Here is a 24,428-nt window from a genome sequence, read left to right as displayed (position 1 = left end):
AGTTTATCACCTCTCATAGACGATTTCTCCATCAATGATGGTATAGACAACTTTAGTAGTTGGATCAAGGGGATCCCCGTCAAAGAGCACTATATCGGCGTCTTTCCCTTCTTCAAGGCTCCCGACAAATTTGTCGATTCCAAGTATTTTTGCTGCGTTTATTGTGATGCTCTTTAGGGCTTCTTCATATGGCAATCCATCACCAACGCATGCAGCTGCTATTAGGGTTAGGTACTGAATTGGAATTGCTGGGTGATCTGTTGTAAGAGCGAAAAGAACACCAGAGCTGTAGAGCATAGCTGGCAGCTTTGAGGAGAGTTCTCTCAGCTCTGCTCCTCTCTTTGGAAATATCACTGGCCCAAGTATTACGGGAATGTTCTTATCTTTCAAAAACTCTGAAACCTTATATGCTTCCGTGCCATGCTCTATGATTATTTTCTGAACTCCAAAACTTTCCAAGAGTTTTATTATGGAGAGTATATCCCTAGAAACATGCACATGAATCCTTGCCATTGTTTCGTTTTTTATAAGCTTCTCTAATGCCTCAAGCTTTGGATCGTATTGTTTATCTTCTTTCTTTTCCGCGTATTCTTTCGCTTTTTGGAGTATTGTTCTTATCGATGCCAATATTCCCATTCTAGTCATTGGGGGCATCTTGAGTTCTTCTAGGAACTTCCTAACATGTCCTCCCACGGCTATCTTTATTCCTGCCTCCTCAGAAATTATCTTGCCATTTGTTTTGAGAATAGCCGATTGACCCGGCATTATGGTAGTCTTCTCATAGCTTGCCCAAGAAAGTGGGCTTCCTGGCTCTATTGAAACTGTGGTAATGCCTCCCATAATGGCGTCTCTGAAACCAGGATCGAAAGGATCTAGCCCGTCAACAACTTTAAGATGGGGGGTTATTGGATCTGACTTTTCAACTCCATGATCCCCGTACTCCCACTCTAGGGGATAAATTCCAAGGTGGGTGTGAGGATCTATCAAGCCGGGCAGTGCAATAAGCCCTTCTCCATCAATTACTATTTTCCCCTTTACGGCAATGGATCTAGAAGTTATCTTCTTTATCTTGTTATCCTTTACAATGATGTTTGCCTTTTCTATAAGCCCTTTCTTTCCCATAGTGTAGGCTTTCACATTCTTTATAATAAGGTCTCCCATATTAGCACCTCCTAATAGAGCCAGCATGCAACATAGTGGTCTTTTTTAACTTCTACAAGCGGGGGTTCCTCTTTTTTGCATCTTTCAAATGCATATGGGCATCTTGGAGCAAATCTACAATAACCTGTTTCTATAACGGGTCTTGGTTCTCCTTTAACCTTGGGTTCTCTCAAAGGTGCATCTGGATCAAGAGGGAGATTTGCATCAAGCAATGCCTTTGTGTAAGGATGGAGGGGATTTTTGAGTACCTCTTTGCTCTTTCCAATCTCGACAATCTTGCCGAGATACATGACTGCTATTCTGTCGGCTATATAGTATGCAGAAGGCAAATCGTGAGTTATGAAAAGCCAACTTGTCTTAAGCTCATCTTTGAGCTTCTTTATCAAATTGAGTATTCCGGAGCGAAGAGAAGCATCGAGCATTGAGGTTGGTTCATCTGCTATTATAAACTCAGGCTCTAGTGCAATTGCCCTGGCTATTGAAGCCCTCTGGAGCTGTCCTCCGCTCAGTTCATGGGGATATCTCATCAAAAAGTCTTCGGGGGGTGTTAGACCAACATCTTCAAAGTAGCCCATTGCTAAAGTAAGGGCTTCTTTCTTGTTTAGTGCAAGCTTATGAGTATACATTGGCTCCGCAATGTTGTCAAACAACGTCAATCTTGGATCAAAAGAGGTGTACGGGTTCTGAAAAACCATTTGAACATTCTTCCTATACTGCTTCAGAGCACTTCCCTTAAGCTTGTAGATGTTATTTCCTTTAAAGAGTACAACTCCTGATGTTGGTTCTAAAAGTCTGACCAACAGTTTTCCTAAAGTTGATTTTCCACAACCGGATTCCCCAACAAGTCCTAAAATCTCATTTTTCTTTATTGTAAGGTTGACATCATCTACAGCTCTAATAGAGACTTTCTTCCCTAAAATTGAGCTGGTTATTGGAAACAGCTTTGTGAGTCCTTTTGCTTCGATCAATACATCATTAGCACTCATTGAGTTTCCACCTCCTTAACAAAAGACTCTGCATAGTGACATGCAGAAAGGTGTCCTTCCTCAACTTCTCTAATCTTTGGATCCTCTTCTCTACAGATGTCTGTTGCATAGGGACATCTCGGGTGGAATACACAGCCAGAAGGAGGATTACGCAAATCTGGGGGAGATCCTGGTATTTCATAGAGCTTCTCTTTTCCTATGTCTGGATATGACTTTAAGAGTAGGTATGTATATGGATGATTAGAGTGCTTGAAGACCCTCTTTGTCTTTCCATATTCCAGAACTTTCCCTGCATAAAGCACCAATACATCTGTGCTAAGTGCAGCGACTACAGAAACATCGTGGGTTATTAAAAGTAGGGTTATTCCCAAATCTTCTTGGATTTGCTTTAATCTGTTTAAAATCTGATACTGAGTGACGACATCTAGTCCGGTTGTTGGCTCGTCTGCAATCACAACTTCGGGATCTGCTAAAAGTGCCATTCCTATAGCAACTCTTTGCCTCTGACCTCCACTTAGTTCATGAGGATATTTCTTAAGAACACTCTCATCAATATTTGCTATCTTCAGCTTTTCTTTTATTATATCGAGAAGATCTTCTCTTGTTTTGTTTGGGAAACACTTTCTTGCAACATCTAACAGCTGGTCTTGGATTCTGTGAACTGGGCTGAATGCGTTCATGGAATTTTGGAATATCATCGAGATTCTCTTCCATCTGAAGTCTCTTCTGAACTTTTCTTCATCTATTGCCAAAATATTTTCTTCATTAAAAATTATCTCACCACTTTTTATTTCTGCATTTTCTGGGAGTGTTCTGAGTATAGTATGTCCTAGTGTTGATTTCCCACTTCCGGATTCTCCGATTATACCAACGATTGAACCTTTTTTTATATCAAAGGAAACATCAGAGAGAGCGTGCACCGTTCCGTATCTTGTTCTATACTTGACGGTTAGGTTTTTAACACTCAGTATGTTGCTCATTTAACTCACCCCAATTGCCCTTCTAAGTTTTGGATTAAGTAGTGTTAGAAGACCATCTCCAAGCAAGTTCAATGCCAGCACGGTTAGGACGAGAAATATTCCTGGAAATATTGGAACCCACCAATAACTTGTTATGTAAATCTGTCCTTCATATATCATTTTGCCCCAGCTTACCACATTAGGATCCCCAAGCCCAATGAAGCTTAATCCTGCTTCTGTAATTATTGCTCCTGCCATTTGGAGAAATGTATTCGCTATTATTGGCTGAATTCCATTTGGAATTATGTGCCTTAGAACTATCTTCAAGTCACTAACACCTGACACTTTGAGTGCCTGGATGAATTCTCTTTCCTTTAATGACAAAGCTTGAGCTCTCATTAGTCTTGCATTTGAGGGCCAAGTTAACAATCCAAGGACTACCATTATGTTGATTAGACTGCTCCCGAAGATTGAGACAACTAAAAGCGCTAAGAAAAATCCTGGGATTACTAGGAATATCTCAGTTATTCTGCTCAGCACATCATCAATTGTTCCTCCATAGTATCCGGCAATTCCTCCAACGAGAACTCCTATAATGGCAGAGAGTCCGGCTGCGACTAAACCCACTGCTAGAGACGTTCTTGTTCCCCATAGGACTCTGCTAAAGATGTCTCTTCCTAGATTATCAGTTCCCATTGGGTGAGCTTTTGAAGGTGGCAGGAATGGTTGGAACTCGGTAGAATGGGGATCAGGTATGGGTAGAAGGGGAGCTATTAACGCTATAGTTACAAGTACCGTAAGTAGGATCAGGCCTATCAAACCTGTTTTTGTGTATTTGATCTCAGAAATAGCTCCAACAATTCTATTGGCCATTTTTACCACCTCAATATCTTATTCTAGGATCTAACACTGCATATAGTAAATCCGTTATGAATATTGCAACTGCAACGCTTATTGCGATCACTAAGTAGATGCCCATTATTAGAGGATAGTCTCTTGCAAATGCTGCATCAAGTAACAATCTTCCCATTCCAGGCCATCCAAAAACGATTTCAACTAACGCGGCTCCTGAGAAAGCATAACCTAATCTCAGGCCTAATATTGTTACTGGGGGTAAAATGGCGTTTCTAAATATATATTTGTTGAAAATGTACTTCTTTGAAAAGCCTACTGCATCGAAAGTCTTTACGTAGTCTTCTGTTGACTGTTCTATTATTGCCCCTCTTGTGATTCTGAAGTAGGCTGGGATTTGGATTAGCATGAGTGTTGTTACTGGAAGTATCATGTGTTTTAAAATGTCGAGTATTTTATCCCAATAGCTGGAATAAACCGCTCTAATATTTGTCATTCCGGCTATTGGAAGGACTCCCAATTTAACTCCAAATATTAGGATTAAAAGCAAGCCAAGCCAGAAGGAGGGCATTGAATAGAATACTAGGGTAAGGATTGAAAACGCCACGTCAATTTTGCCTCCGGGCTTTCTTGCCGCTATCCTTGCCAACCATATACCGATTAAAAAGGCAATTATTATACTCGGAACTGTGAGTAACAGTGTTTTTCCAAGCCTTTCCATTATAAGTTTTGAAACTGGTTCTAAATATCTATAGGAATATCCCAGATCGCCATGTAAAAGGTTGTTCATATATATAAAAAACCGCACATGTATAGGCTTATCAAGTCCCCAACGAGCCTCTATTGCTTTGATGTACTCTTCTGTGCTGTACTCTCCTGCCATGAGTTGAGCAGGGTTTCCTGGAGCAGCATTAATTATTACGAAGTTTAGGAACAGAACAAAGAATATTACAAGAATCAATTGGGCACTTCTTCTTAAAATGTATGCCTTCATTGAACCCATATTTTCACCTCCCCAAGAGTAAAGCCGAAAAAGAAAAAACTAAGAAGAAGTTTCATAATTTGCGTTTCCGCCTAAAGAGTACGGGTATCAAGGCTAGACCCACCAAAGTTGCTGGACCACAAGTCTTCTTCTCTTCTGTGGTTGTCTGTGTTTCCTGGGTAGCTGTTGATGCCTTGGAGGTTTCTGAGGTGGCTGTTGGAGATGTGGTCTCTGCGATTGGCTTTCCTTTTTCCCACCAGACCATTGCATAGACTCCAGCTCCAACTTTGCCAACAGCTTCGTCTTCCCAAGGCATTCCATGGAACTCGTTTCTCCAAACTGAAATTGCAACAAGATCAACGAGTGGCAGATATGGAAGATCTTTTGCAAGGATTTCCTGAGCCTTCCAGTAGAGTTCTTTACGCTTTTCTTTGTCTGTTGTCTTTGCAGCTTCCTCAAGAATCTTATCGAATTCAGTGTTGTTGTAACCAGCGAAGTTTATGTATGCTGTAGATTTGAACCTTATTTCCATGTTTGCTGGATCTGGACCTTGGAATCCGTCCACGAGAGCTAGATCAAAGTCCCTATCCTTTACGACTTTCTGCTCCCATGTTGCTATTTCATAGCTTTCGAGCTTAACCTTCAGACCAACTTTCTGAAGTTGCTCTTTGATAAGAGTACATATAGCATTGGTGTCGCTTCCCGTAAAGTAAAGCAATCTAAGCTCTAATGGCTTTCCGTCGGGAGTTTCTCTAAATCCATCTCCATTAATGTCTTTGAATCCTGCCTCATCTAACAGCTGCTTTGCTTTTTCAGGATTGTACTCTGGTAGCTTTGCATTTGGATTGAATGCCCACTTAATTGCAGGAACATATGTTCCTTCTGCAGGATATCCGAGACCATTCTCAGCCTTTTCAACTATCTCCTCTTTGTTTATTGCATATGCTATAGCCTGTCTAACCCTGACATCTTGTAGATATGGGCGCTTTAAGTTGAAACCTAAGTACCATCTGCTTGGGACTGGTCTTATGGATACAGATACTCCCGGTGTTGACTTGAGTCTTGGAATCTCAGTTAGTGGTGGTCTTTGTCCTAATACATCGCCTTCTCCAGCTAAGAATGCCTGCAATGCAGCAGATGAGTCGGGTATTATTTTATAGATAATCTTGTCAATTCCGGGTCTCCCTTTGAAATAGTTCTCATTTGCAACTAATGTTATGTGATCACCCTTTACCCACTCGACAAACTTAAATGGTCCACTTCCAATTGGCTTGTTCAGGTAGGGGTTGCTTGGGTCAAGCCAATCATCGTACTTCTCATAAATATGTTTGGGTAGTATAAATGTCCCGTACCATGCTATGAATGACAAAAATGGTGCGAATGGTTCTTTCAAGTAAAAGCGCACTGTGTGATTGTCAACAACTTCAATTTTCTCTATGTTATCAGCGTGAATTATGCCATAAGCTATGCCCTTATACTTCTTTATTGCCTCAAAAGTCCATTTTACATCTTCAGCTGTTACAGGGACACCATCATGCCATGTTGCATTGGGGTTAAGATAGAAAGTGTAAACTTTTCCATCATCGCTGACCTCCCATTTATAAGCAAGATCGGGAATGACGTTGTAATCCCTATCTAGTGTTACAAGCTTACTGAAAATTTGATTAGCTATACCATACCCCGCATCGTCTACTTGAGCATCAGGATTAAAGCTCTTTGGGTCACCCCAGTAGAGAACTACTAGTGTGCCTCCAATCTTTTCAACTCCTGGAAATACTGGAGCTTTTGAACTTTCAGCGCTCCCTAGCTGACTAAACAAAAGAATAAAAATACTTATTGCTACCACTATTTTCACTATTTTCCTTTCCATCCGGAGTGGCCTCCATCGGGTTGTCAAAATAACGTGCATTAATGTATATATTTAAGCATTATGGAGCAAGATTTAACATAAACATTTGTGAAATTTTGATCCTGTTATATGTTAAATTTTAACATACAAAGTAGAATAACTTTGTTAAGTTTAAAACTTGACAACCGATCAAGCCTATTCTAAAGGACCGGAGAAAGGTTAGTTGACTAAATATATGCTTACATATAGTTATCATAAGTTATCAAAGACTATATGCAACGAAATACGCAAAAAGAGGAAATTTATTTGAAAAACGTTAAATTTTGATTCTTGTATTTCTTTACCTATGTGTTAAATTTTGTCCTCAAAAGACATCACGACATCTTTACCGTTAACTTTCATGTAGAGTTTTCCTATAATTCTCCACTCAATTTTGTCCATTTCCATAGCTCCCCAAACAGCTTTTAGCGTTCCATACTTCATTTTGATCTGAATTGAAACATATTTTGCGGCGTTCGGTGGTATCGTTATTTGTTTAATAACCCTACCGTTTTCCACTGCAACATTGTCACTCCCGTAAATGTTGTAGTCAATTTTCATAACTGTTATTGTAACTTTGTTTGGATTGTATATACTTAGGGTTATGTTGAGTGAAGAGCTTGCAAGCCCTTCAACTGATACTTTTAAATCAGTTACCTTCACCTCTGGAGGAACAAAACTTGAGTCTTCTAGCATGATGAAACCTAGTATTAGAGAAGAAATTAAAAGGACAACGAGGCCAAGCACTCGCATCTTCTTGACCTCAACTAAATTGGCTCTTTGATGTCTTCTTTCCCCTCTTTCATAAATTTAAGCGTTGTCTTGATCGCTATTTCAATTGCCTTGATTTCCAAATCCAGGCACATACTTGGTGTGTTTTTGCCAAGGAGGAAGAATTTATTAACAACTTGATCCGGAGTGTATGGGACGTGAATGAAACCTGCTTTTTTAGGATAACCATGAAGCTTTGAATAGTGGAGCGTTTTGAACATAACGTAATTGCACAAATAAGTTCCAGCACTGTAAGAAATCACTGCTGGAACACCGTTATCTTTAAGCTCCTTTACTATCGCTCTAACTGGGAGCGTGGCAAAGTATGCTATTGGGGCATCTTTTTCTATAGGCTCATCAATTGGCTGATATCCATCATTGTCTGGAATTCTAGCGTCCAAAATGTTTAAGGCAACTCGTTCGACGGCTATGTTGCTGTAAGTTGGTGCCAGCCCCAAATTTATCACGACATCTGGTTTTAGCTCATTAAGGATTTGCTCTAATTTTGGTCCAGCACGCTTAACAGAGACCGGTAAAACTTTCCCAATTATTTGTGCTCCATCTATAGTCCTTCCGTTAAGGGTTTTAGCTATCATTTCTGTTGGATTTTTATCATCTCCACCAAACGGTTCAAAACCCGTGATTAAGACTTTCATCTCGCCCCCTCCAAGTATTCGTAAGCTAACAGGGCATAAATTGCAGAACCTTTCCAAAGGACGCTCTCATCAACGTTAAACTTCGGATGATGGTGAGGATAAATTATTCCTTTCTCCTCATTTCTAATTCCTAGGAGAACAAATAATCCTGGGGTCTTTTGAGTGTAGAAGGCAAAGTCTTCAGCTCCCAAAGTAGGTCTTGGCTCAACTATTTCCCCGAGAGGTTTCAATGCTCTCCTCGCAAAATCTGCCAAGCCTTTATCATTTATTGTTGGTGGGATGTACTCCATTGTGAGTTCAAACTCTCCCTCACATCTCATTGATTTTGCATAACCTTCGGTTATCTGCCTCATTCTTTCAATTATAAAATCTCTAACCTCTTCATTAAATGCTCGTATAGTTCCCCAAAGTTCTGCAGTCTCTGGAATGACATTAAAAGTTGTTCCTGCTACAATTTTTGTAACGCTTATAACTGCAGGATCTAGTGGGTTTATCTCTCTCGAGATGATTTTTTGATAAGCATTTGCAATATCAATTGCTACAACGATTGGATCAATTGACATATGTGGTACTGCACCATGACCGCCTTTTCCTCTTATTGTAGCTTTAAACGCATCTGCAGATGCCAGTAGAGGACCTTCTCTAATTCCGATTGTTCCTGAAGGTAACTCAGCCCATACGTGAATACCAAAAATAGCCTCTACATCATCTAAGTGTCCTTCTTCAACAATTTTTTTAGCTCCCAATCCCCCTTCTTCCCCTGGTTGGAAGATTAGTTTTACTGTACCATTTAATTTGTCCTTTATTTCAGCCAATATCTTTGCTGCACCTAAGAGCATTGCTGTGTGAGCGTCGTGACCACAAGCATGCATTTTGCCTGGAACTCTTGATTTATAGGGGACATCATTCTCCTCTTGAACAGGCAAAGCATCCATATCAGCCCTCAAAGCTACGGTTTTGCCCTCTTCTTTACCTCTCAAAATTCCTATAACGCCAGTTTTCGCCGTTCTCATAACCTCATAACCAAGTTCCTCTAGCTCTTTGGAAACGATGGATGAAGTTCTTTCCTCCTCGTACTTAAGTTCTGGGTACATGTGAAAGTCCCTTCTCATTTCTACAATATATGATTCTAACTCCTTAGCTTTTTTAATTACAAACTCTTCTACTTTCATACTTATCACCCCATATCGAATAAAAAAGGAATAAAAGGGCATTAAGCAAATGCGACCTTAAATTTTTCAAAGTTTTCATCAGGTTTCGTTGCATATGCTACTATTACTGTCACAATGAAGTTTACAAGCAGACCCCATAGTCCAAAGTGAATTCCCAATGGATTGCTCTTTACAATGAATTTAAGATACGTTATAGTCAGTAATCCTGCAATCATTCCTGCTCCGGCTGCATATTTATTCATTCTCTTCCAGAAGAGTCCAAGGACAGCCCCTGGGAACATTTGAGTTATACCTGAATAAGCTAGTAGCAATAGAGCAACTAATCTTCCTGGGGCATAGAGAGCCAAGAGCATTGCAGCAAGTCCAAAGAGTATAACTGACACTCTACTAACTAGTACCAATTCCTTATCTGATGCTTCTGGCTTGATTATCGTATACAGATTCTTGGATAATAATCCTGCAAGTGTTAGTATAATCGCACTTGCCGTTGATGCTGCGGCTGCAAAACCAGCAGCTCCAACAATTCCTAAAACCCAGGAAGGATATGAAATTTCCACTGCTTTTAAAACAGCTTCATCAGGGGTAGCTAACGTCAATCCCAGTGCAGCAACTGTAAATCCTGCTAATATAACAGGGATCATGAAGATTGAATATAATGGTAGTAACACATAGTTCTTTTTGAGCGTTTTCAAGTCTTTTGCGCTGTATATTGAAGGATACATTTGGGGATACATGAAGAATCCTAGACCGCTTAAAATTAGAGTTGAAACATACCATGCAGTGCCTAATGGGGGATGTAGTACTAAATGATCGGGTTTTGTTTGAGCTAAAGTATTAAAGAGATTTCCAATTCCTCCAAATTGCTTAAATGGAATTGCAAATAATACAGCCCATGCCACTATAAACATTAACAATGCCTGGAGGAAATTCGTCCAAGCTATACCCCTAAGACCACTGGTATAAACGTAAATTAACATTATTACCATTCCAACAATAATTCCGGTCTTTATTGAGATCGTATTTAATGAACCTACGTGTATTATGTATCCCAAACCTTGAAGTTGCAATTGGAGGTAGGGAACGTTAAAAATTATTCCAATCAATGCTACTAGAATTGCCAGTAATTTGCTGTCATACCTTGCTTGGAAGTAATCGGCTTGCGTGACACATCCAAAGGCTTTACCAGCCTTCCAAACATATTTTGCGTAGAAATAACCGAAGGCATATGCTAGAGCTCCATAACCTATTGCGTACATTATTGGCATTCCGTAGGAATATGCCCAGCCTCCGGTTCCTAAGAATGCATATGCACTGTAAATTTCTCCCGCCATTAGGACATAAAGGAATATTAAGCCTAAGCTTCTTCCTGAAACTAAATATCCTTCTAAGCTGAATTTTCTCTTTATTCCTGCTAAAACGCCAACCACTAGGCTTAGGAATACCCAAGAGAGTATTATTGCAACAGGAACTGTTGCGCTACTCAAGGAGGCCACCTCCTAACTCGAGCTTGTAGGCTCCATAAAGGGAGAGTGTTGTCAAGATTAGCCAAAGTGTATTCCAAAACATCAATGGTGGCATACCTAGTAGCAAGGGTTTTGGCTTGTTGAGGAACGGTGAAATCACTACATATGCTATCCATGGCAAAAGCCCCAAAAGTAGGGCGTATTTTTGAGCTTGGACTTTTTCCATTGTGGCACCTCCACATATGTTATGCAGTAAAGTGTATACTAATGTACTGATTTATACTTTTTTGTTCAAAATTTTCAAGACATGAATGTTAAGATTAACTATTTTTTGGATAGTAGTAATTGATGTAATATAGAAACGTGAATTAACTTTTGTTATTAGTAAAGCTCTAAGAATATTAGATTAAAGGTTCATTAAAAAATAAGTCAGATGTAGAGTTGTATTGTTGCAAACATCAGTCTAAACTCTTTTATATTTTGTAGGCAATAAAAATACTTGGTGATTTTATGGTTGTTGAAGATGAGGTTTTTAATGACCTACAAACAAACGGCATTATTGGGCCGCATTCCAAAATGCTTGGGCCAGTAGCTGATGGAGGAAAAATAATCTTTATTACTGCCCCAGGATGCTGGGGACCAATGATAACGCCAACCATTAAAGGAGGGCATGAGGTTAACGTCCCAGTTGCAGTAGAAGGTGCAAAGGTTGGGGATGGCATTGTTATAAAAATAAAAAGCATAAAGGTTTTGTCAAAGGCAGCCTCTTCTGGTGTTGACACGACGAGAGAAGGGAGCTTTGTGGGAGATCCATACGTTGCAAAGAAATGTCCCTCTTGTAACGAGCCTTGGCCAGAATTTGAAGTTGAGGGAATTGGGGAAGATGCCATAAGATGTAAGCACTGTGGCTCTCCTGCATCACCATTCAAAATGGTGAACGGCTATACAATGGTCTTCGATCATGGATTAGGAATTGGGGTTACTGTTGACAAAAAGACTGCCGAGGAAATAGCTAAAAATGCTTGGGAATGGCATGCTCTGCCTAAAAATTCAAAACAAGTTCCAATTCTCATCTTTGCAAAAGCAGATATTGTTGGAGTACCTTCAAGAATTCGCCCATTTTTAGGCCAATTAGGAACAGTACCCGCAATGGATATTCCAGATTCTCATAATGCTGGTGACTTTGGATATTTCTTAATAGATGCACCCCATCCATATGCAATTACAAAAGAAGACTATGAGACCAAATTGACTGATGGACACCTAGATGTTGATTCAGTTAGAGAAGGTGCCATAGTAATAGCTCCAGTGAAAGTTGACGGAGGAGGAGTTTACGCTGGAGATGCTCACGCAATGCAAGGGGATGGAGAAGTCGCTGGACATACAACCGACGTAACTGCAGAGAGCGTTATAGAGATATCAGTTATAAAGAACATGAACCTTGACGGTCCAATACTCTTTCCACCGGAAGAAGACCTGCCACCGCTAGCTAGGCCATGGAGAAAGGACGAATGGGATAATGTTCAAAAGCTCGCAAAGAGGTTTGGCATTGAAGTTGAACCAGTTGCTCCAGTACAGATAATTGGATCGGGCCCAAATATAAACGATGCTGCAATGAATGGCTTTAAGAGGGCTGCAAAGCTCTTTGGTATGAGCGTTGAAGAAGTTAGGAACAGAGTCACCATAAGTGGGGCAGTTGAAATTGGAAGATTACCAGGGATAGTTCAAGTTTCTATGCAGGTGCCACTACGAATACTAGAGAAACTCGGCATTGATGAACTCGTTGTTAAGCACTATGACTTACCATTCTGACTGACACTTTTTCTTTTTAACTTAGATGAGCTAGTCTTTCTCTGCTTTGAAGGCAGGGATTCCTTATATAGTCTTAGGCAATATGAGGATATTTTTTATCCTACTACTCTGTTTTGCTTAAGGCTTGGCTTGTCTTCTCAGCGCTTCTCGTTGTAACTATAACGTTCAGCTTGGGATGAGTTCACAGTGCCGACAAGTGTTGCACTTTTGCTGTGGTTGTTCTATGGTGGCGGATTATTGGGTGTGATGTAGTGATGGATTTTTGGCTATCTGAAGTTATTTCATATCTGATACTTGACATATTTTGGAATGTCGTAAGTGATAAATACAAGTTTTGACAACTTTATCTTGTCTTTTCTTTAAATCAGACTTATGGGGAGGTGAGACTATGAGTAGAGAAGCTTCTGAGTTGAGAGTGCTGTTGAAAATGATTAGGGACTTTGGTGGTAGTGCTTCTTGGCCTGTTTTGGTGAACAACTGCAGCAAGTATGGGATCCAATTTCTTGACTTGAAGTCCTTACTGGAGATTGCCAAAGAAAGAGGCCTCATCAAAGAAGAGGCGGGAATTTATACATTGGTTAGAACTGTGGGGCATTGATATTAGTTGCCCCAAGTATCCATTTTTGGCTTTGTAGTGATGTCAATGTATCTCAATTGTTAGGAGAAGCTTTGGAAAGTTTGTATTTTAGAAAAGCTCAATTTCTGGGGCCGGGGCCGGGATTTGAACCCGGGCTAGGGGATCCACAGTCCCCTGTGCTAACCAGGCTACACCACCCCGGCCATTCCCAACTTAGCTTTTTGGGATATCTTTATAAAGTTTTCGCCAAAATACATCAAAGAACAAATCTCAGAGCATTTAATCCAGTTTAGTCCAGAATTTATGGAGTTTTAAATCAGCTGAGCTGTGAGGGGTGAAATTGGAATGAAAGCCAAGAGAGAAGCCCTCCGAAGTTTGTTCACGGCAATAAACGAGAAGAAAGTTGATGAAGACATCATCGACCTTCTCATGCTCATCAACTCAATCAAAGGTGTTTACACTACAAGCTCATGCTCCGGCAGAATTGGAATCATAGAGGAGCCAAACTTGGGGGCCAAACCACTAAGCAGGTGGCTCATAAAGGAGCACAGACCAATAACATTTGAAGAGGCAAAAGAGAGTCTAAAGAAAGCTCAAAGGGGCTTCATCTTTCTAAAATCCCAACCACCGATATTTCACATAGTTGCAGAGACCTTTGAGATAGCTAAAAAGCTCCATGAACTTGGCTTAGCCTCTGGATTTAAGTATACAACATTCAAAGCTGTAAAGGGTAGAATTCTCATCGAGATAAATGGAACCGAGTATCTAACAGCGCCTTTAGGAAAAGACGGCAAAATTTTGGTTAATGACGAATACTTAAGATTTGCCATTGATTTAGGGAATACAATGCTCATAAGAGCAAAATCTCGCCTCCCAAGGCTTAAAGAGAACTTTGAAAAGCTGAAAGATGAACTTGGCGAGGATGAGCTGTTTTATGAGGTTAAAGATATGCTGTTGAAAAAAAGATGCATAAAATGAAAATGGGAAACCTAAAGCAGTCAACTACTTTTGATCAAACTTTCTTAAAGTTTGTTTCACTCCTCTCTAAATGCACCATACTTCTTTGGGTCATAGAACGGTGGACTAACAGTTATCGCTTTCTTCTTTTGTCCTCTGATCTCTATCTCAATCTCGACTCCGGGGGTGGCATATTCTGGTTTGACGAATGCAATTCCAATTCCTATGCCCAAGAGCGGAGACATTGTACCACTCGTGACTTCTCCAATAAGCTCACCGTCTTTGTAAACCTTATAGCTAGCTCTTGGAATTCCCTTGTCGATCATCTTGAAGTGCACCATCTTGCTCGGCAGTCCTCTCTCTTTCTGCTTGAGTAAAGCCTCTTTTCCTATGAACTCCTTGTCCCAGAAGATTGCAAATTCAAGGTTAGCTTGCAAAGGTGTTACCTCATCAATGTCTGTGCTTAAAAGTTGTAGCTCTTTTGTCTCGTTGCCGTATAAAGTATAGCCAGCCTCTAATCTAAGTGTATCTCTTGCTCCAAGGCCAGCTGGCTTTATTCCGTACTTCTTGCCGACTTCAAGGATTTTCTCCCAAACATAGAGAGCCTTTTCTGGTTTTCCTCTCTTCTCCGGATCTGGGTGATAGGGGTTAGCATCTTCAAAGTAAACCTCAAATCCGTTCTCACCAGTGTAACCGCTCCTTGAGAGGAGCATCTTGATTCCATCAAGCTCAACCTCTTTAGCTTGGAACCACCAGAGCTCGTTTATATCAATTCCAAAGAGCTCTAAAGCGACATCCCTTGCTTTTGGCCCTTGAATTGAGAACATTGCCATGTCGTAGGTTTTGTTCTCTATCTCCAAGTCCAGCTCGGTGTACTGCTCAATTGCCCTCTTAATGCTCATGAACCATGCATAGAGCTTTTCAAAGGCATCGCTGTCACAGACCATCATGTATGTATCGTTGCCCATATTAAAGACCAAAGTCTCATCCTTAACAGCACCTCTCTCATTTAAAACGAGCGTGTAAGTTCCGCTTATCGCTGGAGGCTTTGCTATGTCGTTTGTTGTAACGTACTGCAAAAACTTCAGGGCATCTTTACCACGGAAGAATATCTCGCCCATGTGAGAGACGTCAAAAATTCCAACACCATTTCTAACAGCCAAGTGCTCCTCCTTTATGCTTGAATACCAGATTGGCATCTCCCAACCAGCAAACTCCTCAACCTTCTTTGCATGCTCCTTATGCCAGTCAAAAAGATGAACCCTCTTCATGATATCACCCAAATTGAATTGTTTCGATGATAATATAATCCTTTTCATTCAATGTACCTCAAAGCCTCAACTGGGCTCAAGTCTGATGCCTTCTTTGCTGGATACAGACTTGAAAGTATTCCAATTAGGATTGTTATTACAAAAGCTATTGCAATGACATTCATGTCGATTATTGGATCAGGTAACAACTGACCTCTCTGCCTAAATATGAATACCACCATCTTTGCAGCTCCAATCCCAAAGAAAAAGCCCAAAATGCCACCAATGCTTGTCAATATTATTCCCTCAATGAAAATCATTTTTAGGATAAAGCTCTTCTTTGCTCCAATTGCTCTATAAGTTCCGATCTCTCTTGTCCTCTCCATTACTGAAGTTAAAAGCGTGTTCATAACTCCAAGAGCTCCTACAAAGAGAGCAATGCTGCCAATTCCAATCAAAAGATTGTGCATCATTTTTTGAATCATAAGAACCATTTGAACGCTCTGCCTTGCCGTGATGACTGTAACCCCGGGGACTTCTTTTTCAATTTCTTTCTTGACTTCATCAATGAATGCAACGTCATCAACCCATACATCCACTATGCTGACTTTTCCTTCTTCATGGAACATTTCTTGAAGTGTATCTAACGGAACAACTACCATCATATCCAAGAAACCCGCTAAGAAAGACTGTCCACTCTCTTCCAGATTCCCAATAACCTTAAACTCATAAGTATTTCCTTGGTCATCGTAGATTATTATTCTCTGTCCAGGTGTGATGTCCCAGTTAACAGGCTCTCCATTAAAAGTTGCGAACTTCCCATGAGCTAACAAATACCCAAGAATAGCTTTGTATCTGTCGTTTTTCCTCAAAAATACTCCTCTCTCTAAGTGAAGCCCACGAAGAGCGAAAAACTTCTCTGCCCTCTTTGGGTCAACGCCCATAATTGTGAGCTCCAGAATCCAGCCATCGTATTGAATTGTTGTAAATTTTATCAAAGCGGGATTTACAGCTTCAACATGATCAATCTTCTCTATCTTTTTTACAATATCCTCACTCATTGTACTCGTTGCTGCTCTAATTATGGAAACGCTTACTCCAGGCATCACCATGAGAACATTGCTTGTGCTCTCAAGCTCCTGCTCTATTGCCATTCGGGAACCTTGAGTTATGGAAACTAAAGCAGTGACTGAGCCAACGGCTATTATAATCCCTAACATTGTGAAAAGTGTTCTAAGCTTCCTCCTTGTTAAGTTTCTAATGGCAATTTTAACTAGCTCACTCCACACCTTTTCTCCTCCATAGAAGGATTATTATGAGTAACAATAGAATTCCTCCGCCGATATAGTACTCGTAGTGTCTCTCCTTGGTATAGGTGATGGTTTCAGGAATTCTAATAACTAAATCTTTCTCGAAAGTCTTTTCCTGCCCTTTTTCATCTTTATAATAGACCTTGGCATGAATAACGTATTCTCCCTTTGGAATAGTCTTGTTTAAAATTTGGAAGTTTACACTGTCGTAGTCTAATCCAGCAATGCTTCCCACATATCTCTGTCCAATTGGAAATAGCTCAAGTTGCTCTGAAGTGACATCAAGGGTTACTCCTCTTGCAACATCCTTACCTTCATTAACGACATAAACTTCAAAGTTGTACCTTCCACTGCTCTCCCAGATGTTCCCTATATAGAGATCGAGGAGAGGATAAGCACTCACTTCAACTCCAAACATGCTCTCCTCCTTGTAGACAACGCCGTTTTCATCTTCATAGGTAATTGTGACATAGAGGGGATAAATGCCTCTTTGGACTTGCTTTATCTTGAAGTATAACTCACCTTCGGCTGTTGTATTGATTTCAGAAAAGTATAGAAGACTCTGTTTGCTTATTGGGAATATATCAACTTCTTGTTGAATCGTTCCTTCACCAGAGGGGAAGTATGGATAGGTTGTCTGCTTTTCCTCTTCTGGCTTTTCACTCGTAACTTTAACTTTAACATGCTTAGCTATGGTATTCCCAATATTCTTGAGCCTTATCCTGACTGTAAAGTTTGAATCAGGTTGGACAACAGGTGGGATTATCTTAAACTCCTCGATAATAACTTTTGGCCTTATCTTGTCTTCAACCGGAATTCCCACTTGAACTTCCTTGCTTTTCTTTGCACCATCTTCGTCTTGGTATTCAATCTTAATGTAGAGTGGATAGACGTCTTCTTTGAGGTTCTTTGAAGAAATTAATGTGAAAACAATAGTCTTCTCATCTCCCGGAGCTAAAACTTCAAGATACTTAATTGGACTTTCCCTGTAGGCAGCAAAGGGCAAAGAAGATTCAAATTGAGGTAGGGTTATTGTTGGCAGAATTGTTTGAACTTGCTCTTCCCTTATTTGTTCTTTGGAATACAAATAGACGCTTATAAAGCGGGCGTTTTTGTTTCCTACATTTCTTAACGTTATAGTTAGCTTAAACGGCGAGCCTATCTCAACTTCTCCAAAATCAACTTTTTCAATAGCTATTTCTGCTCCTCTGATAATTGCGTACTGAGCGTATTTCGGAGCCTTGATCTTTAACCTTACTGTCTTGTTTGTGATGTTCTCAACATAGATGGAGAGCTCGTTCCAGTAGTAATAGCCTGTTCCAAAATAACGGTAATCAACTTCTCCTTTCTTCTCATATCTCGCCAAAAAGGTTTCATTTTTTATTTCAAGGATTATGAACTTTATAGGTCCGTATCTAAAGATTGACCTCTCATAGGCATCCCCATAAAACACATCAACAGCTTTTGAATAAATTCTGATTAGTGCCCTAGGATTGTCTTCAAGGGTTATAACAACGAGCTTAATTTTTACATCTTTGTATTGATACTCCTCGCCTCTAGCTAAGGCAAATTCCTTTTCCTCGAACATCACGTTGTCTCTAATCCTAAAGAGTGCTCTCTCGCCAGGAGCATTAGGGTTTAGAATGTTTTCCAGCACGAGGGTGTAGTTTCCAAAAGTTAAAACGTCTCCAATTCCCAAATAACCGGAAAAGGTCAGCAAATACTCCTCTTCTTGATGCTGAGCTTTGATTATGCTTGGCACAGTTAACATGAATATTAACAGCATGGCAATCTTTTTCATAACTTTTCCACCTTGCTAATCTTACCATCTCTTATTTGAAGAATTCTCTCTGCCTCTTTTGCGATTTCAATATCATGAGTCACTATTACAAACGTTGTTCCTTTCTCTTGATTTATTTTCTTCATCAAGGCTATTATTTCTTTCGATGTCTGGGTATCGAGGTTTCCAGTTGGCTCATCTGCTAAAACTATACTTGGATTATTAGCTAGGGCTCTTGCAATTGCAACTCTTTGTTGTTGTCCTCCACTCATTTCATTTGGTTTGTGGTGCATGAATTTTTCAAGCCCCAGTGACTTTAGCAGTTCCTTTGCTCTTTTGATTCTTTTCTTCTTTGGAACTCCTGCTAGGAGCATTGGTAGCTCAACGTTTTCTAATGCCGTTAAAATTGGAATTAGGTTGTAGTATTGGAAAACAAAGCCAATTTTTCTCAATCTAATTTCGGAAAGCTGGTTATCGTTGAGATTGCTGACATCAATTCCATCGATATATATCTTTCCGCTTGTGGGTCTGTCTAAGAGGCCAAGCATATTAAGAAGTGTCGTCTTTCCGCTCCCACTAGGTCCAATTATTGCAACGAATTCCCCCTCATGAATCTTTAAACTAACTCCTCTAAGAGCTGGAACTACTATTTTTCTGCCAATGTAATAGTTCTTGACAAGATTGACGGTCTCTAAAACAACTCTTCGCTCCATTGCAAAGAATAGTACGTGTAGATGTTTATATTCCCTTCGATAGCTAGGCAACACCTAAATACTTCAATTGCATAAGATATCATTGGTGAATCCAATGTTTGAGAAGATACTTTTTCCGACAGATTTTTCTGAAGTGTCCTTACATGCTCTAAGGAACTGCGTCCCAAAATTCTTTAAGCTCGGAGTTAAAAAGCTCTATCTTGTGCATGTAGTTGATATTACTGCAACGGATATTGAAGCTCTTGAGCTTATGAAGATTGACGCGGAGCAGTTGGACAACTTAGCAAATGAGCTTAGAGAGAGGGGAGTAGAAGTTGAACCAATTGTAAAGCTTGGAATTCCTTCGTTGGAAATAGCTGAGATTGCCAAAGAAAAGGATGTTGATTTGATTATAAGCCCTTCAAAGGGAGAGAACATTTTGAGGCAGATGTTTTTAGGAAGCACAGCTTCAAACCTTGTAAGAGCCGCTAAAAAGCCCGTTCTCCTCATCAGATACGAATGGGATGAAGAGGAAGAGAAAATAAAATGCTTACATGACTGTGAGAAAATCTTTGACAAGCCGTTGGTAGCTCTAGACTTTTCATCGTGCTCAATAAGGATAATGGAAACTGTCAAGAAGTTTGAAGAGCTTGCTAGGAAAGGAGTTCTTCTTCATGTTGTAGATTATGGCAAAGCTGAGGAGCTTGAGGACAACATAGCAAAAGCCAGGCAGAACCTTGAGAAATATACAAAAATCGTGAAGTTTCCGGTTGAAATAGAGGTATTGGCCGGCGTTGCTTCTCAAGGAATAATAGGGGTCTCAATAACAAAAAATGCAACGCTTATTGTAATGGGCAAAAAGGGCAGGGGTATTATTAAAGAGTTATTGCTTGGGAGCACAGCAGAAAGGGTTATCAGGGACTCAAAGCTGCCTGTGCTTTTGGTGCCGTGTGAATAGCCTCAGACTGGAACGGCTTCGTCATCAATCGGCAGCTACCCTGTTGCCATCATCGGCTGTAATGATTAGTCTTGTTTAGCTTTTAACTCTTTTTATAGTATTGAATTTCCATATGCATCAACAGCAACAAGAAGCGGAAATTTCTCAACCTCTAATACCCAAACAGCCTCAGGAATGCCAAGCTCGTCAAGCCAGTAGACATCTACAACCCTTTTAATGCTCTTAGCTGCTAAAGACCCAGCTCCACCCGTGAAGGCAAAATACACAGCCTTATGTTCTCTAAAGGGCTCGGCATTCATGCCCCCCTTTCCAATTATCCCCTTAACTCCCAGAGCCAAAATTTCATTGAGATAACGGTTCATTCTTGCACTTGTTGTAGGGCCAGCGGAGACTATTTTGAATTTTCCATTTTTTCTCACAACGGGACCGCAGTGATAGATGACTGCACCTTCCAAATCAAAGGGCAGCTCTCCGTTTTTTGCAAGCTCAATGATTCTTTTGTGTGCCAAATCCCTTGCCGTGTATATGATTCCGGAAAGATGTATAATATCCCCAATTTTGAGTTTTAAGACATCTTCATAGCTTAAAGGGGTTTTTAGATCCATAACACCACCATGATAAGTTCTAACTCTCTCCTTAAAGTCTTTTTGGACTTGACAAATTTTCTCAAACCCTCCTGTAAGTATGGGTTTGGGCAAATTATAAACTAGGTGAGGCTATGAATGCCAAATTGTTGGGTCGGGAATGACTTTATGATGCCGTTTTGGAGAAACTTGAAAGGTGTTTGATGTCTCAAAAATTACTGCCAAATTTTAACCCTTCCCTCTTTATCAATTTCTATGAAGGCTTTTCTGTGAGCCCAGCACTGAACTATCAATCCAACGGGCAGAGATGCTGGATGTCTGTGAGCGTATTCTATCTTAACGTCCAAAGCTGTTGTTCTACCTCCCATGCCCATTGGGCCGATCCCAAGAGAATTCACCTCATCAAGAATCTCCCTTTCAAGTCGTGCGATAATTTCATTTTCGTGCCTTATTCCAAGTGGTCTCAAAAGCGATTTTTTGGCTAGCTTTAAAGCCAAATCAGCGCTTCCTCCAATTCCAATGCCTAAAACAATGGGAGGACATGGCTTTCCTTCGCATTCCCTAACTCTCTCCACGACAAACCTCTTAACACCTTCAAAGCCTTCACTTGGGTTGAGCATTGCCAAAGCCGAGCAGTTCTCACTCCCACCGCCTTTTGGAAGAACAGCAATTTTAATCTCATCTCCGTTAACAAGCTCCCAGTGAATTATCGGAATAAATCTGCCAGTATTATCTCCGGAATTTTTATTTGTGAGAATATCGACAGCATTGGGCCTTAGAGGAATTTCTTGTGTAGCCCTTCTTGTTGCTTCCACTAAAATTTCTCTAATTTCGCCAAGATACGGATTTTTAATCCCAGCTTCAACGAAAAAAGTTATCGTTCCAGTATCTTGGCAGATTGGAATTTTCCCGGATTTGCTGATCTCAATCGCTTTAAGAATGTTCTCGAGATTAAATTTAGCAATTTTGCTTTCTTCTCTTTCATACGCTTTTTCTATTGCATTAACAATATCTTTGGGAAGATTTGTCACAGCTAGCTGAATTGCTTCAATGACTGCTTTAATAAGGTTTTCATCCAACACTCAACACCCATATTGACTCATAAGTTGAGAGTTATAAATTTCTTGAAAGACAAAGAAAAGGAAATCAAACTAAGGCTTTCAGAAAGCTCACATATATTTCTTTAACTCTCTTCACTGAGCTTATGCTGACCCATTCATCAGCAGAGTGCCAGTTGCCTCCGATTGGGCCGAAAACTAATGTCGGCTTCCCTAGATAAGTGCCAAAGTAATTGAAGTCTCCCACGCTCTTTCCATAAGTTATTTCCACTTCTCTGCCTGTTTTCTCTTTGAATACTCGCCTAAAGGCTTTTACGACTCTGAGGTTCTCTTTAACATAGTAGGGGAGCATTTCTGGAGTAGGCCTCTTGAATTTTTCAATTTTTAGCTGGGCTTTTATATCAAGTTTTTGAGCAAGCTTTTCAAGGGTTCCCTTAACAAATTCCCAGTCCTCTCCAACTACCGTATGCCTGTCAACTATTGCCTTTGCATATTCGGGAATGCTCAGCCCATCTGCTTTTCCTTCAATTTCAAGTGTGCAGAAGCTCCCTTCTCCCAATTTTCGGTGCTTCTTCAGCCTTGCTCTCTCTAAATTTGCTAGAAGCTTTGAAAGCTCTTCTATTGCATTGATGCCTTGCTCAGGCCTCGCAGCGTGAGCTTTCTTACCAAAGGCTTCAATTTGAATAACGAACCTACCTCTTGCTCCGAGCATGAGCTTCTCGTTTGTAGGTTCTCCAACTAAAACGAAATCCGCCTTGCTAAGTTTCTTACTCTTTATCAGCTCCCAAGCGCCTCGAGAATAACCCTCCTCATCGACAACAGCAGTGAATATCACATTTGGTCTCTCCCTTTTTGAAAGCTTGGCAACTTCAACAAAGGCACTCATTAATGCTGCCAAGCCGCCTTTCATATCAGCACTTCCGAGACCGTAAAATCTATCCCCCTCAATTTGCCCCCACGGATTTTTTGTCCATCCATTTGTTAATCCAACTGTATCCATATGACCGTTAAGTACAACCGTATTTTTTACACCTTTTAGATACGCTATAACATTGTTCCCAAAGCCCTCAACATTTTGAATTTCGACCTTGGCATAAGGCTCGAGAAACGAAGCTATGAATTCAGAAATCCTTTTCTCTTCACCGAAATGTGATGGAATAGAAACAAGTTTTTTCAACAATTCAACCTCCACAAATATCACCATGTATTATTACGTTACTAAGTTTATTAATGTTTGGTACAATATTGAAATGAAGCTTTAGTACTCGGAATCTAGAATTAATCTTTTTAAGAAAGTACAAGTAGTTTATAGTTATGGTGGTTTGAATGAAACGAATTGGCATTGTGTTGGCGCTTCTGTTATTAACCCCAATAAACTTTGTAAATGGTGCTGAGATTCTCGTAAAACTGCCTATAACAGAAGGTGAATATTATAATATCCCATTTGGAGCTGGATACATAAACATAACAGCTACAAAATTTTATCTAAGTGAAGTTTGGGGATGGTATGCTCCTGTTGTAGTAAAATATCCTGGTGAACCACCGATCTATATAAATGTCAGCGAACTTGGTTACTATGATAAAAGTCATGGAATTATGTATTTGCTCAGCAATGTTACTGACCTCTCCAATTGCACATACGTAAAGATAGGAAAAGATGAAAAATACATGGGGATTGAAGTCATAGGAATGGATTTGACAATGGGTAGAGTAAGATTTTTTGCTCCCAATGGAAAGGTTATTAGTCTAGGGATTGGAGAGGCCTATGAGGTGTTTGAGCCAGAGCACATGAAAATTACCCTTAAGGATTTCGTCAAAGTTAACTCGGAAACCAAAGCACTTTTCGAGATTGAGGAGTTCAACATAACAGCGGACTTTGTGGTTTTAAAAGTGGAATCACTAAGAAAGATGGATGTCGTTTTCATCGTAGGTTCCAAAGCTGCCTCATTGGATTTTGAAGTTGCTGAGGATGGTGCATCAACCTTGAAAAGCTTTTACAATCTTTTCCCAACATTGACAATAAATGTGGATGTTATGAAAGATGTAGAAATTAAAAATACCAGCAACAAGATTGTGCTCAGTGTTGGGGGACCAGCAGTTAACAATTACACTAAAGAGATTAACGAAAAACTGCTTGTATCATTCGAAAAAGAAGACGGCAAATGGAGACTCAAGAGTGGGGACAAGACTTGGGATGGAGATTATGGCATAATTGGAATTCTACCTAGATGGGAAAACGGAACTCTTGTCAAGATTGATATAGTTATAGCTGGCATAACGAGGAAAACAACAAAATCGGCTTATGAACATTTTAAGGAAGAAGTTATGAATGCTCTCTTTGATGGAAAGGCTGAAACTCCCGTAGGAATAATGTTAAAAAGATTGCTGAGTGGAGACTATGGAGCTGTGACAACATCTATAGCTGTTGTAGTTAATTTAAACGGAGAAGTAGTTGATGTAATTATTGGTGGACCGGGCGGGATTTGAACCCGCGGCCTCTGCCTTGCGAGGGCAGCGCTCTCCCAGGCTGAGCTACCGGCCCACACCCATTGATGAGAAA

General features: G+C 40.2%; 23 protein-coding genes and 2 tRNA genes. 5 read left to right on the top strand and 20 right to left on the bottom strand.

The genetic code is table 11. The features are described 5' to 3' along the window. Window positions 1–6 precede the first annotated feature (6 nt). The 11 genes from E3E24_RS00625 to E3E24_RS00575 form a co-directional block, all read right to left on the bottom strand. Window positions 7–1,161, bottom strand: a complete 1,155-nt coding sequence (locus tag E3E24_RS00625; protein ID WP_167886181.1) for an amidohydrolase — start codon at window positions 1,159–1,161, stop codon at window positions 7–9. 11 nt (window positions 1,162–1,172) lie between these two features. After that, on the bottom strand, window positions 1,173–2,147 hold the full coding sequence (locus tag E3E24_RS00620; RefSeq protein ID WP_167886180.1) for an ABC transporter ATP-binding protein: 975 nt from the start codon (window positions 2,145–2,147) through the stop codon (window positions 1,173–1,175). Then, complete coding sequence (locus tag E3E24_RS00615) at window positions 2,144–3,127, bottom strand: ABC transporter ATP-binding protein (RefSeq protein WP_167886179.1); 984 nt, start codon at window positions 3,125–3,127, stop codon at window positions 2,144–2,146. Before E3E24_RS00615 ends, E3E24_RS00620 begins: the two co-directional genes overlap by 4 nt. After that, window positions 3,128–3,979, bottom strand: coding sequence for an ABC transporter permease (locus tag E3E24_RS00610; RefSeq protein ID WP_167886178.1), 852 nt, complete (start codon window positions 3,977–3,979; stop codon window positions 3,128–3,130). It lies immediately after the preceding gene. 10 nt (window positions 3,980–3,989) lie between these two features. Further along, window positions 3,990–4,961: an ABC transporter permease gene (locus E3E24_RS00605; protein WP_167886177.1), complete on the bottom strand. Its 972-nt coding sequence runs from the start codon at window positions 4,959–4,961 to the stop codon at window positions 3,990–3,992. 52 nt (window positions 4,962–5,013) lie between these two features. Beyond that, a complete protein-coding gene (locus E3E24_RS00600; RefSeq protein WP_167886176.1) occupies window positions 5,014–6,810 on the bottom strand; it encodes an ABC transporter substrate-binding protein in 1,797 nt (598 codons plus the stop codon). Between the two features lie 330 nt (window positions 6,811–7,140). Continuing rightward, window positions 7,141–7,581, bottom strand: coding sequence for an LEA type 2 family protein (locus tag E3E24_RS00595; protein WP_167886175.1), 441 nt, complete (start codon window positions 7,579–7,581; stop codon window positions 7,141–7,143). Between the two features lie 14 nt (window positions 7,582–7,595). Next, window positions 7,596–8,255 carry a pyroglutamyl-peptidase I gene (locus E3E24_RS00590; RefSeq protein ID WP_167886174.1) on the bottom strand — a complete coding sequence of 220 codons (660 nt, stop codon included), beginning with the start codon at window positions 8,253–8,255 and terminating at the stop codon, window positions 7,596–7,598. Further along, window positions 8,252–9,427: a carboxypeptidase CpsA gene (gene cpsA / locus E3E24_RS00585; RefSeq protein ID WP_167886173.1), complete on the bottom strand. Its 1,176-nt coding sequence runs from the start codon at window positions 9,425–9,427 to the stop codon at window positions 8,252–8,254. Before cpsA ends, E3E24_RS00590 begins: the two co-directional genes overlap by 4 nt. Before the next feature lie 41 nt (window positions 9,428–9,468). Beyond that, entirely contained in the window at window positions 9,469–10,920 is a 1,452-nt protein-coding gene (locus E3E24_RS00580; protein ID WP_370520427.1) for a sodium:solute symporter, read from the bottom strand. Further along, window positions 10,904–11,116 carry a DUF3311 domain-containing protein gene (locus E3E24_RS00575; RefSeq protein ID WP_167915498.1) on the bottom strand — a complete coding sequence of 71 codons (213 nt, stop codon included), beginning with the start codon at window positions 11,114–11,116 and terminating at the stop codon, window positions 10,904–10,906. Before E3E24_RS00575 ends, E3E24_RS00580 begins: the two co-directional genes overlap by 17 nt. A gap of 284 nt (window positions 11,117–11,400) precedes the next feature. Between E3E24_RS00575 and E3E24_RS00570 the strand changes: the two genes are divergently transcribed. Both E3E24_RS00570 and E3E24_RS00565 read left to right on the top strand, forming a co-directional pair. Further along, complete coding sequence (locus E3E24_RS00570) at window positions 11,401–12,702, top strand: acetamidase/formamidase family protein (protein WP_167915497.1); 1,302 nt, start codon at window positions 11,401–11,403, stop codon at window positions 12,700–12,702. A 388-nt stretch (window positions 12,703–13,090) separates the two neighbouring features. Next, on the top strand, window positions 13,091–13,300 hold the full coding sequence (locus tag E3E24_RS00565) for a hypothetical protein (RefSeq protein WP_167886169.1): 210 nt from the start codon (window positions 13,091–13,093) through the stop codon (window positions 13,298–13,300). 105 nt (window positions 13,301–13,405) lie between these two features. On the opposite strand, the gene E3E24_RS00560 is transcribed toward E3E24_RS00565, so the two are convergent. Beyond that, a tRNA-His gene (locus tag E3E24_RS00560) sits at window positions 13,406–13,482 on the bottom strand. 142 nt (window positions 13,483–13,624) lie between these two features. On the opposite strand from E3E24_RS00560, the gene E3E24_RS00555 reads away from it, so the two are divergent. Next, a complete protein-coding gene (locus E3E24_RS00555; RefSeq protein WP_167886168.1) occupies window positions 13,625–14,257 on the top strand; it encodes a hypothetical protein in 633 nt (210 codons plus the stop codon). A gap of 56 nt (window positions 14,258–14,313) precedes the next feature. On the opposite strand, the gene gcvT is transcribed toward E3E24_RS00555, so the two are convergent. The 4 genes from gcvT to E3E24_RS00535 are packed head-to-tail and all read right to left on the bottom strand — an operon-like array spanning window position 14,314 to window position 19,289. Further along, window positions 14,314–15,510 carry a glycine cleavage system aminomethyltransferase GcvT gene (gene gcvT, locus E3E24_RS00550; protein WP_167886480.1) on the bottom strand — a complete coding sequence of 399 codons (1,197 nt, stop codon included), beginning with the start codon at window positions 15,508–15,510 and terminating at the stop codon, window positions 14,314–14,316. Between the two features lie 41 nt (window positions 15,511–15,551). Next, entirely contained in the window at window positions 15,552–16,775 is a 1,224-nt protein-coding gene (locus E3E24_RS00545; protein ID WP_167886167.1) for an ABC transporter permease, read from the bottom strand. Beyond that, window positions 16,765–18,597 (bottom strand): COG1361 S-layer family protein, encoded by a 1,833-nt coding sequence (locus E3E24_RS00540; protein WP_167886166.1) that lies wholly within the window; start codon window positions 18,595–18,597, stop codon window positions 16,765–16,767. Before E3E24_RS00540 ends, E3E24_RS00545 begins: the two co-directional genes overlap by 11 nt. Next, complete coding sequence (locus tag E3E24_RS00535) at window positions 18,594–19,289, bottom strand: ABC transporter ATP-binding protein (protein ID WP_167886165.1); 696 nt, start codon at window positions 19,287–19,289, stop codon at window positions 18,594–18,596. The genes E3E24_RS00540 and E3E24_RS00535 overlap by 4 nt, the downstream gene beginning before the upstream one ends. A gap of 94 nt (window positions 19,290–19,383) precedes the next feature. Between E3E24_RS00535 and E3E24_RS00530 the strand changes: the two genes are divergently transcribed. Beyond that, the gene (locus tag E3E24_RS00530) at window positions 19,384–20,226 is read left to right on the top strand and encodes a universal stress protein (protein ID WP_167886164.1); all 843 of its coding nucleotides are present in this window, start codon (window positions 19,384–19,386) and stop codon (window positions 20,224–20,226) included. Between the two features lie 92 nt (window positions 20,227–20,318). On the opposite strand, the gene E3E24_RS00525 is transcribed toward E3E24_RS00530, so the two are convergent. The 3 genes from E3E24_RS00525 to E3E24_RS00515 form a co-directional block, all read right to left on the bottom strand. Further along, the gene (locus tag E3E24_RS00525; protein ID WP_167886163.1) at window positions 20,319–20,831 is read right to left on the bottom strand and encodes a FumA C-terminus/TtdB family hydratase beta subunit; all 513 of its coding nucleotides are present in this window, start codon (window positions 20,829–20,831) and stop codon (window positions 20,319–20,321) included. 194 nt (window positions 20,832–21,025) lie between these two features. Beyond that, the gene (locus E3E24_RS00520; RefSeq protein ID WP_167886162.1) at window positions 21,026–21,889 is read right to left on the bottom strand and encodes a fumarate hydratase; all 864 of its coding nucleotides are present in this window, start codon (window positions 21,887–21,889) and stop codon (window positions 21,026–21,028) included. 67 nt (window positions 21,890–21,956) lie between these two features. Then, entirely contained in the window at window positions 21,957–23,060 is a 1,104-nt protein-coding gene (locus tag E3E24_RS00515; RefSeq protein WP_167886161.1) for a M20 family metallopeptidase, read from the bottom strand. A 134-nt stretch (window positions 23,061–23,194) separates the two neighbouring features. On the opposite strand from E3E24_RS00515, the gene E3E24_RS00510 reads away from it, so the two are divergent. Continuing rightward, window positions 23,195–24,355, top strand: coding sequence for a hypothetical protein (locus tag E3E24_RS00510; RefSeq protein WP_167886160.1), 1,161 nt, complete (start codon window positions 23,195–23,197; stop codon window positions 24,353–24,355). Here E3E24_RS00510 and E3E24_RS00505 read toward each other — a convergent pair. After that, window positions 24,334–24,410 (bottom strand) — tRNA-Ala (locus E3E24_RS00505). The genes E3E24_RS00510 and E3E24_RS00505 overlap by 22 nt on opposite strands. Between the last annotated feature and the right edge of the window lie 18 nt (window positions 24,411–24,428).

Origin of the sequence: Thermococcus sp. LS2, assembly GCF_012027375.1 — an archaeon.
Classification (GTDB): Archaea; Methanobacteriota_B; Thermococci; order Thermococcales; family Thermococcaceae; genus Thermococcus_B.
This window is presented reverse-complemented; position numbering and strand designations above follow the sequence as displayed.

Excerpts from the sequence above, each read along its gene's own strand:
- E3E24_RS00570 (WP_167915497.1), top strand. The coding sequence starts at position 11,401 with ATGGTTGTTGAAGATGAGGTTTTTAATGACCTACAAACAAACGGCATT.
- E3E24_RS00590 (WP_167886174.1), bottom strand. The coding sequence starts at position 8,255 with ATGAAAGTCTTAATCACGGGTTTTGAACCGTTTGGTGGAGATGATAAA.
- E3E24_RS00610 (WP_167886178.1), bottom strand. The coding sequence starts at position 3,979 with ATGGCCAATAGAATTGTTGGAGCTATTTCTGAGATCAAATACACAAAA.
- E3E24_RS00525 (WP_167886163.1), bottom strand. The coding sequence starts at position 20,831 with ATGGATCTAAAAACCCCTTTAAGCTATGAAGATGTCTTAAAACTCAAA.
- E3E24_RS00625 (WP_167886181.1), bottom strand. The coding sequence starts at position 1,161 with ATGGGAGACCTTATTATAAAGAATGTGAAAGCCTACACTATGGGAAAG.
- E3E24_RS00575 (WP_167915498.1), bottom strand. The coding sequence starts at position 11,116 with ATGGAAAAAGTCCAAGCTCAAAAATACGCCCTACTTTTGGGGCTTTTG.
- E3E24_RS00565 (WP_167886169.1), top strand. The coding sequence starts at position 13,091 with ATGAGTAGAGAAGCTTCTGAGTTGAGAGTGCTGTTGAAAATGATTAGG.
- E3E24_RS00530 (WP_167886164.1), top strand. The coding sequence starts at position 19,384 with ATGTTTGAGAAGATACTTTTTCCGACAGATTTTTCTGAAGTGTCCTTA.
- E3E24_RS00620 (WP_167886180.1), bottom strand. The coding sequence starts at position 2,147 with ATGAGTGCTAATGATGTATTGATCGAAGCAAAAGGACTCACAAAGCTG.
- cpsA (WP_167886173.1), bottom strand. The coding sequence starts at position 9,427 with ATGAAAGTAGAAGAGTTTGTAATTAAAAAAGCTAAGGAGTTAGAATCA.
- E3E24_RS00600 (WP_167886176.1), bottom strand. The coding sequence starts at position 6,810 with ATGGAAAGGAAAATAGTGAAAATAGTGGTAGCAATAAGTATTTTTATT.
- E3E24_RS00615 (WP_167886179.1), bottom strand. The coding sequence starts at position 3,127 with ATGAGCAACATACTGAGTGTTAAAAACCTAACCGTCAAGTATAGAACA.
- E3E24_RS00595 (WP_167886175.1), bottom strand. The coding sequence starts at position 7,581 with ATGCGAGTGCTTGGCCTCGTTGTCCTTTTAATTTCTTCTCTAATACTA.
- E3E24_RS00605 (WP_167886177.1), bottom strand. The coding sequence starts at position 4,961 with ATGGGTTCAATGAAGGCATACATTTTAAGAAGAAGTGCCCAATTGATT.
- E3E24_RS00535 (WP_167886165.1), bottom strand. The coding sequence starts at position 19,289 with ATGGAGCGAAGAGTTGTTTTAGAGACCGTCAATCTTGTCAAGAACTAT.
- E3E24_RS00510 (WP_167886160.1), top strand. The coding sequence starts at position 23,195 with ATGAAACGAATTGGCATTGTGTTGGCGCTTCTGTTATTAACCCCAATA.
- E3E24_RS00540 (WP_167886166.1), bottom strand. The coding sequence starts at position 18,597 with ATGAAAAAGATTGCCATGCTGTTAATATTCATGTTAACTGTGCCAAGC.
- E3E24_RS00555 (WP_167886168.1), top strand. The coding sequence starts at position 13,625 with ATGAAAGCCAAGAGAGAAGCCCTCCGAAGTTTGTTCACGGCAATAAAC.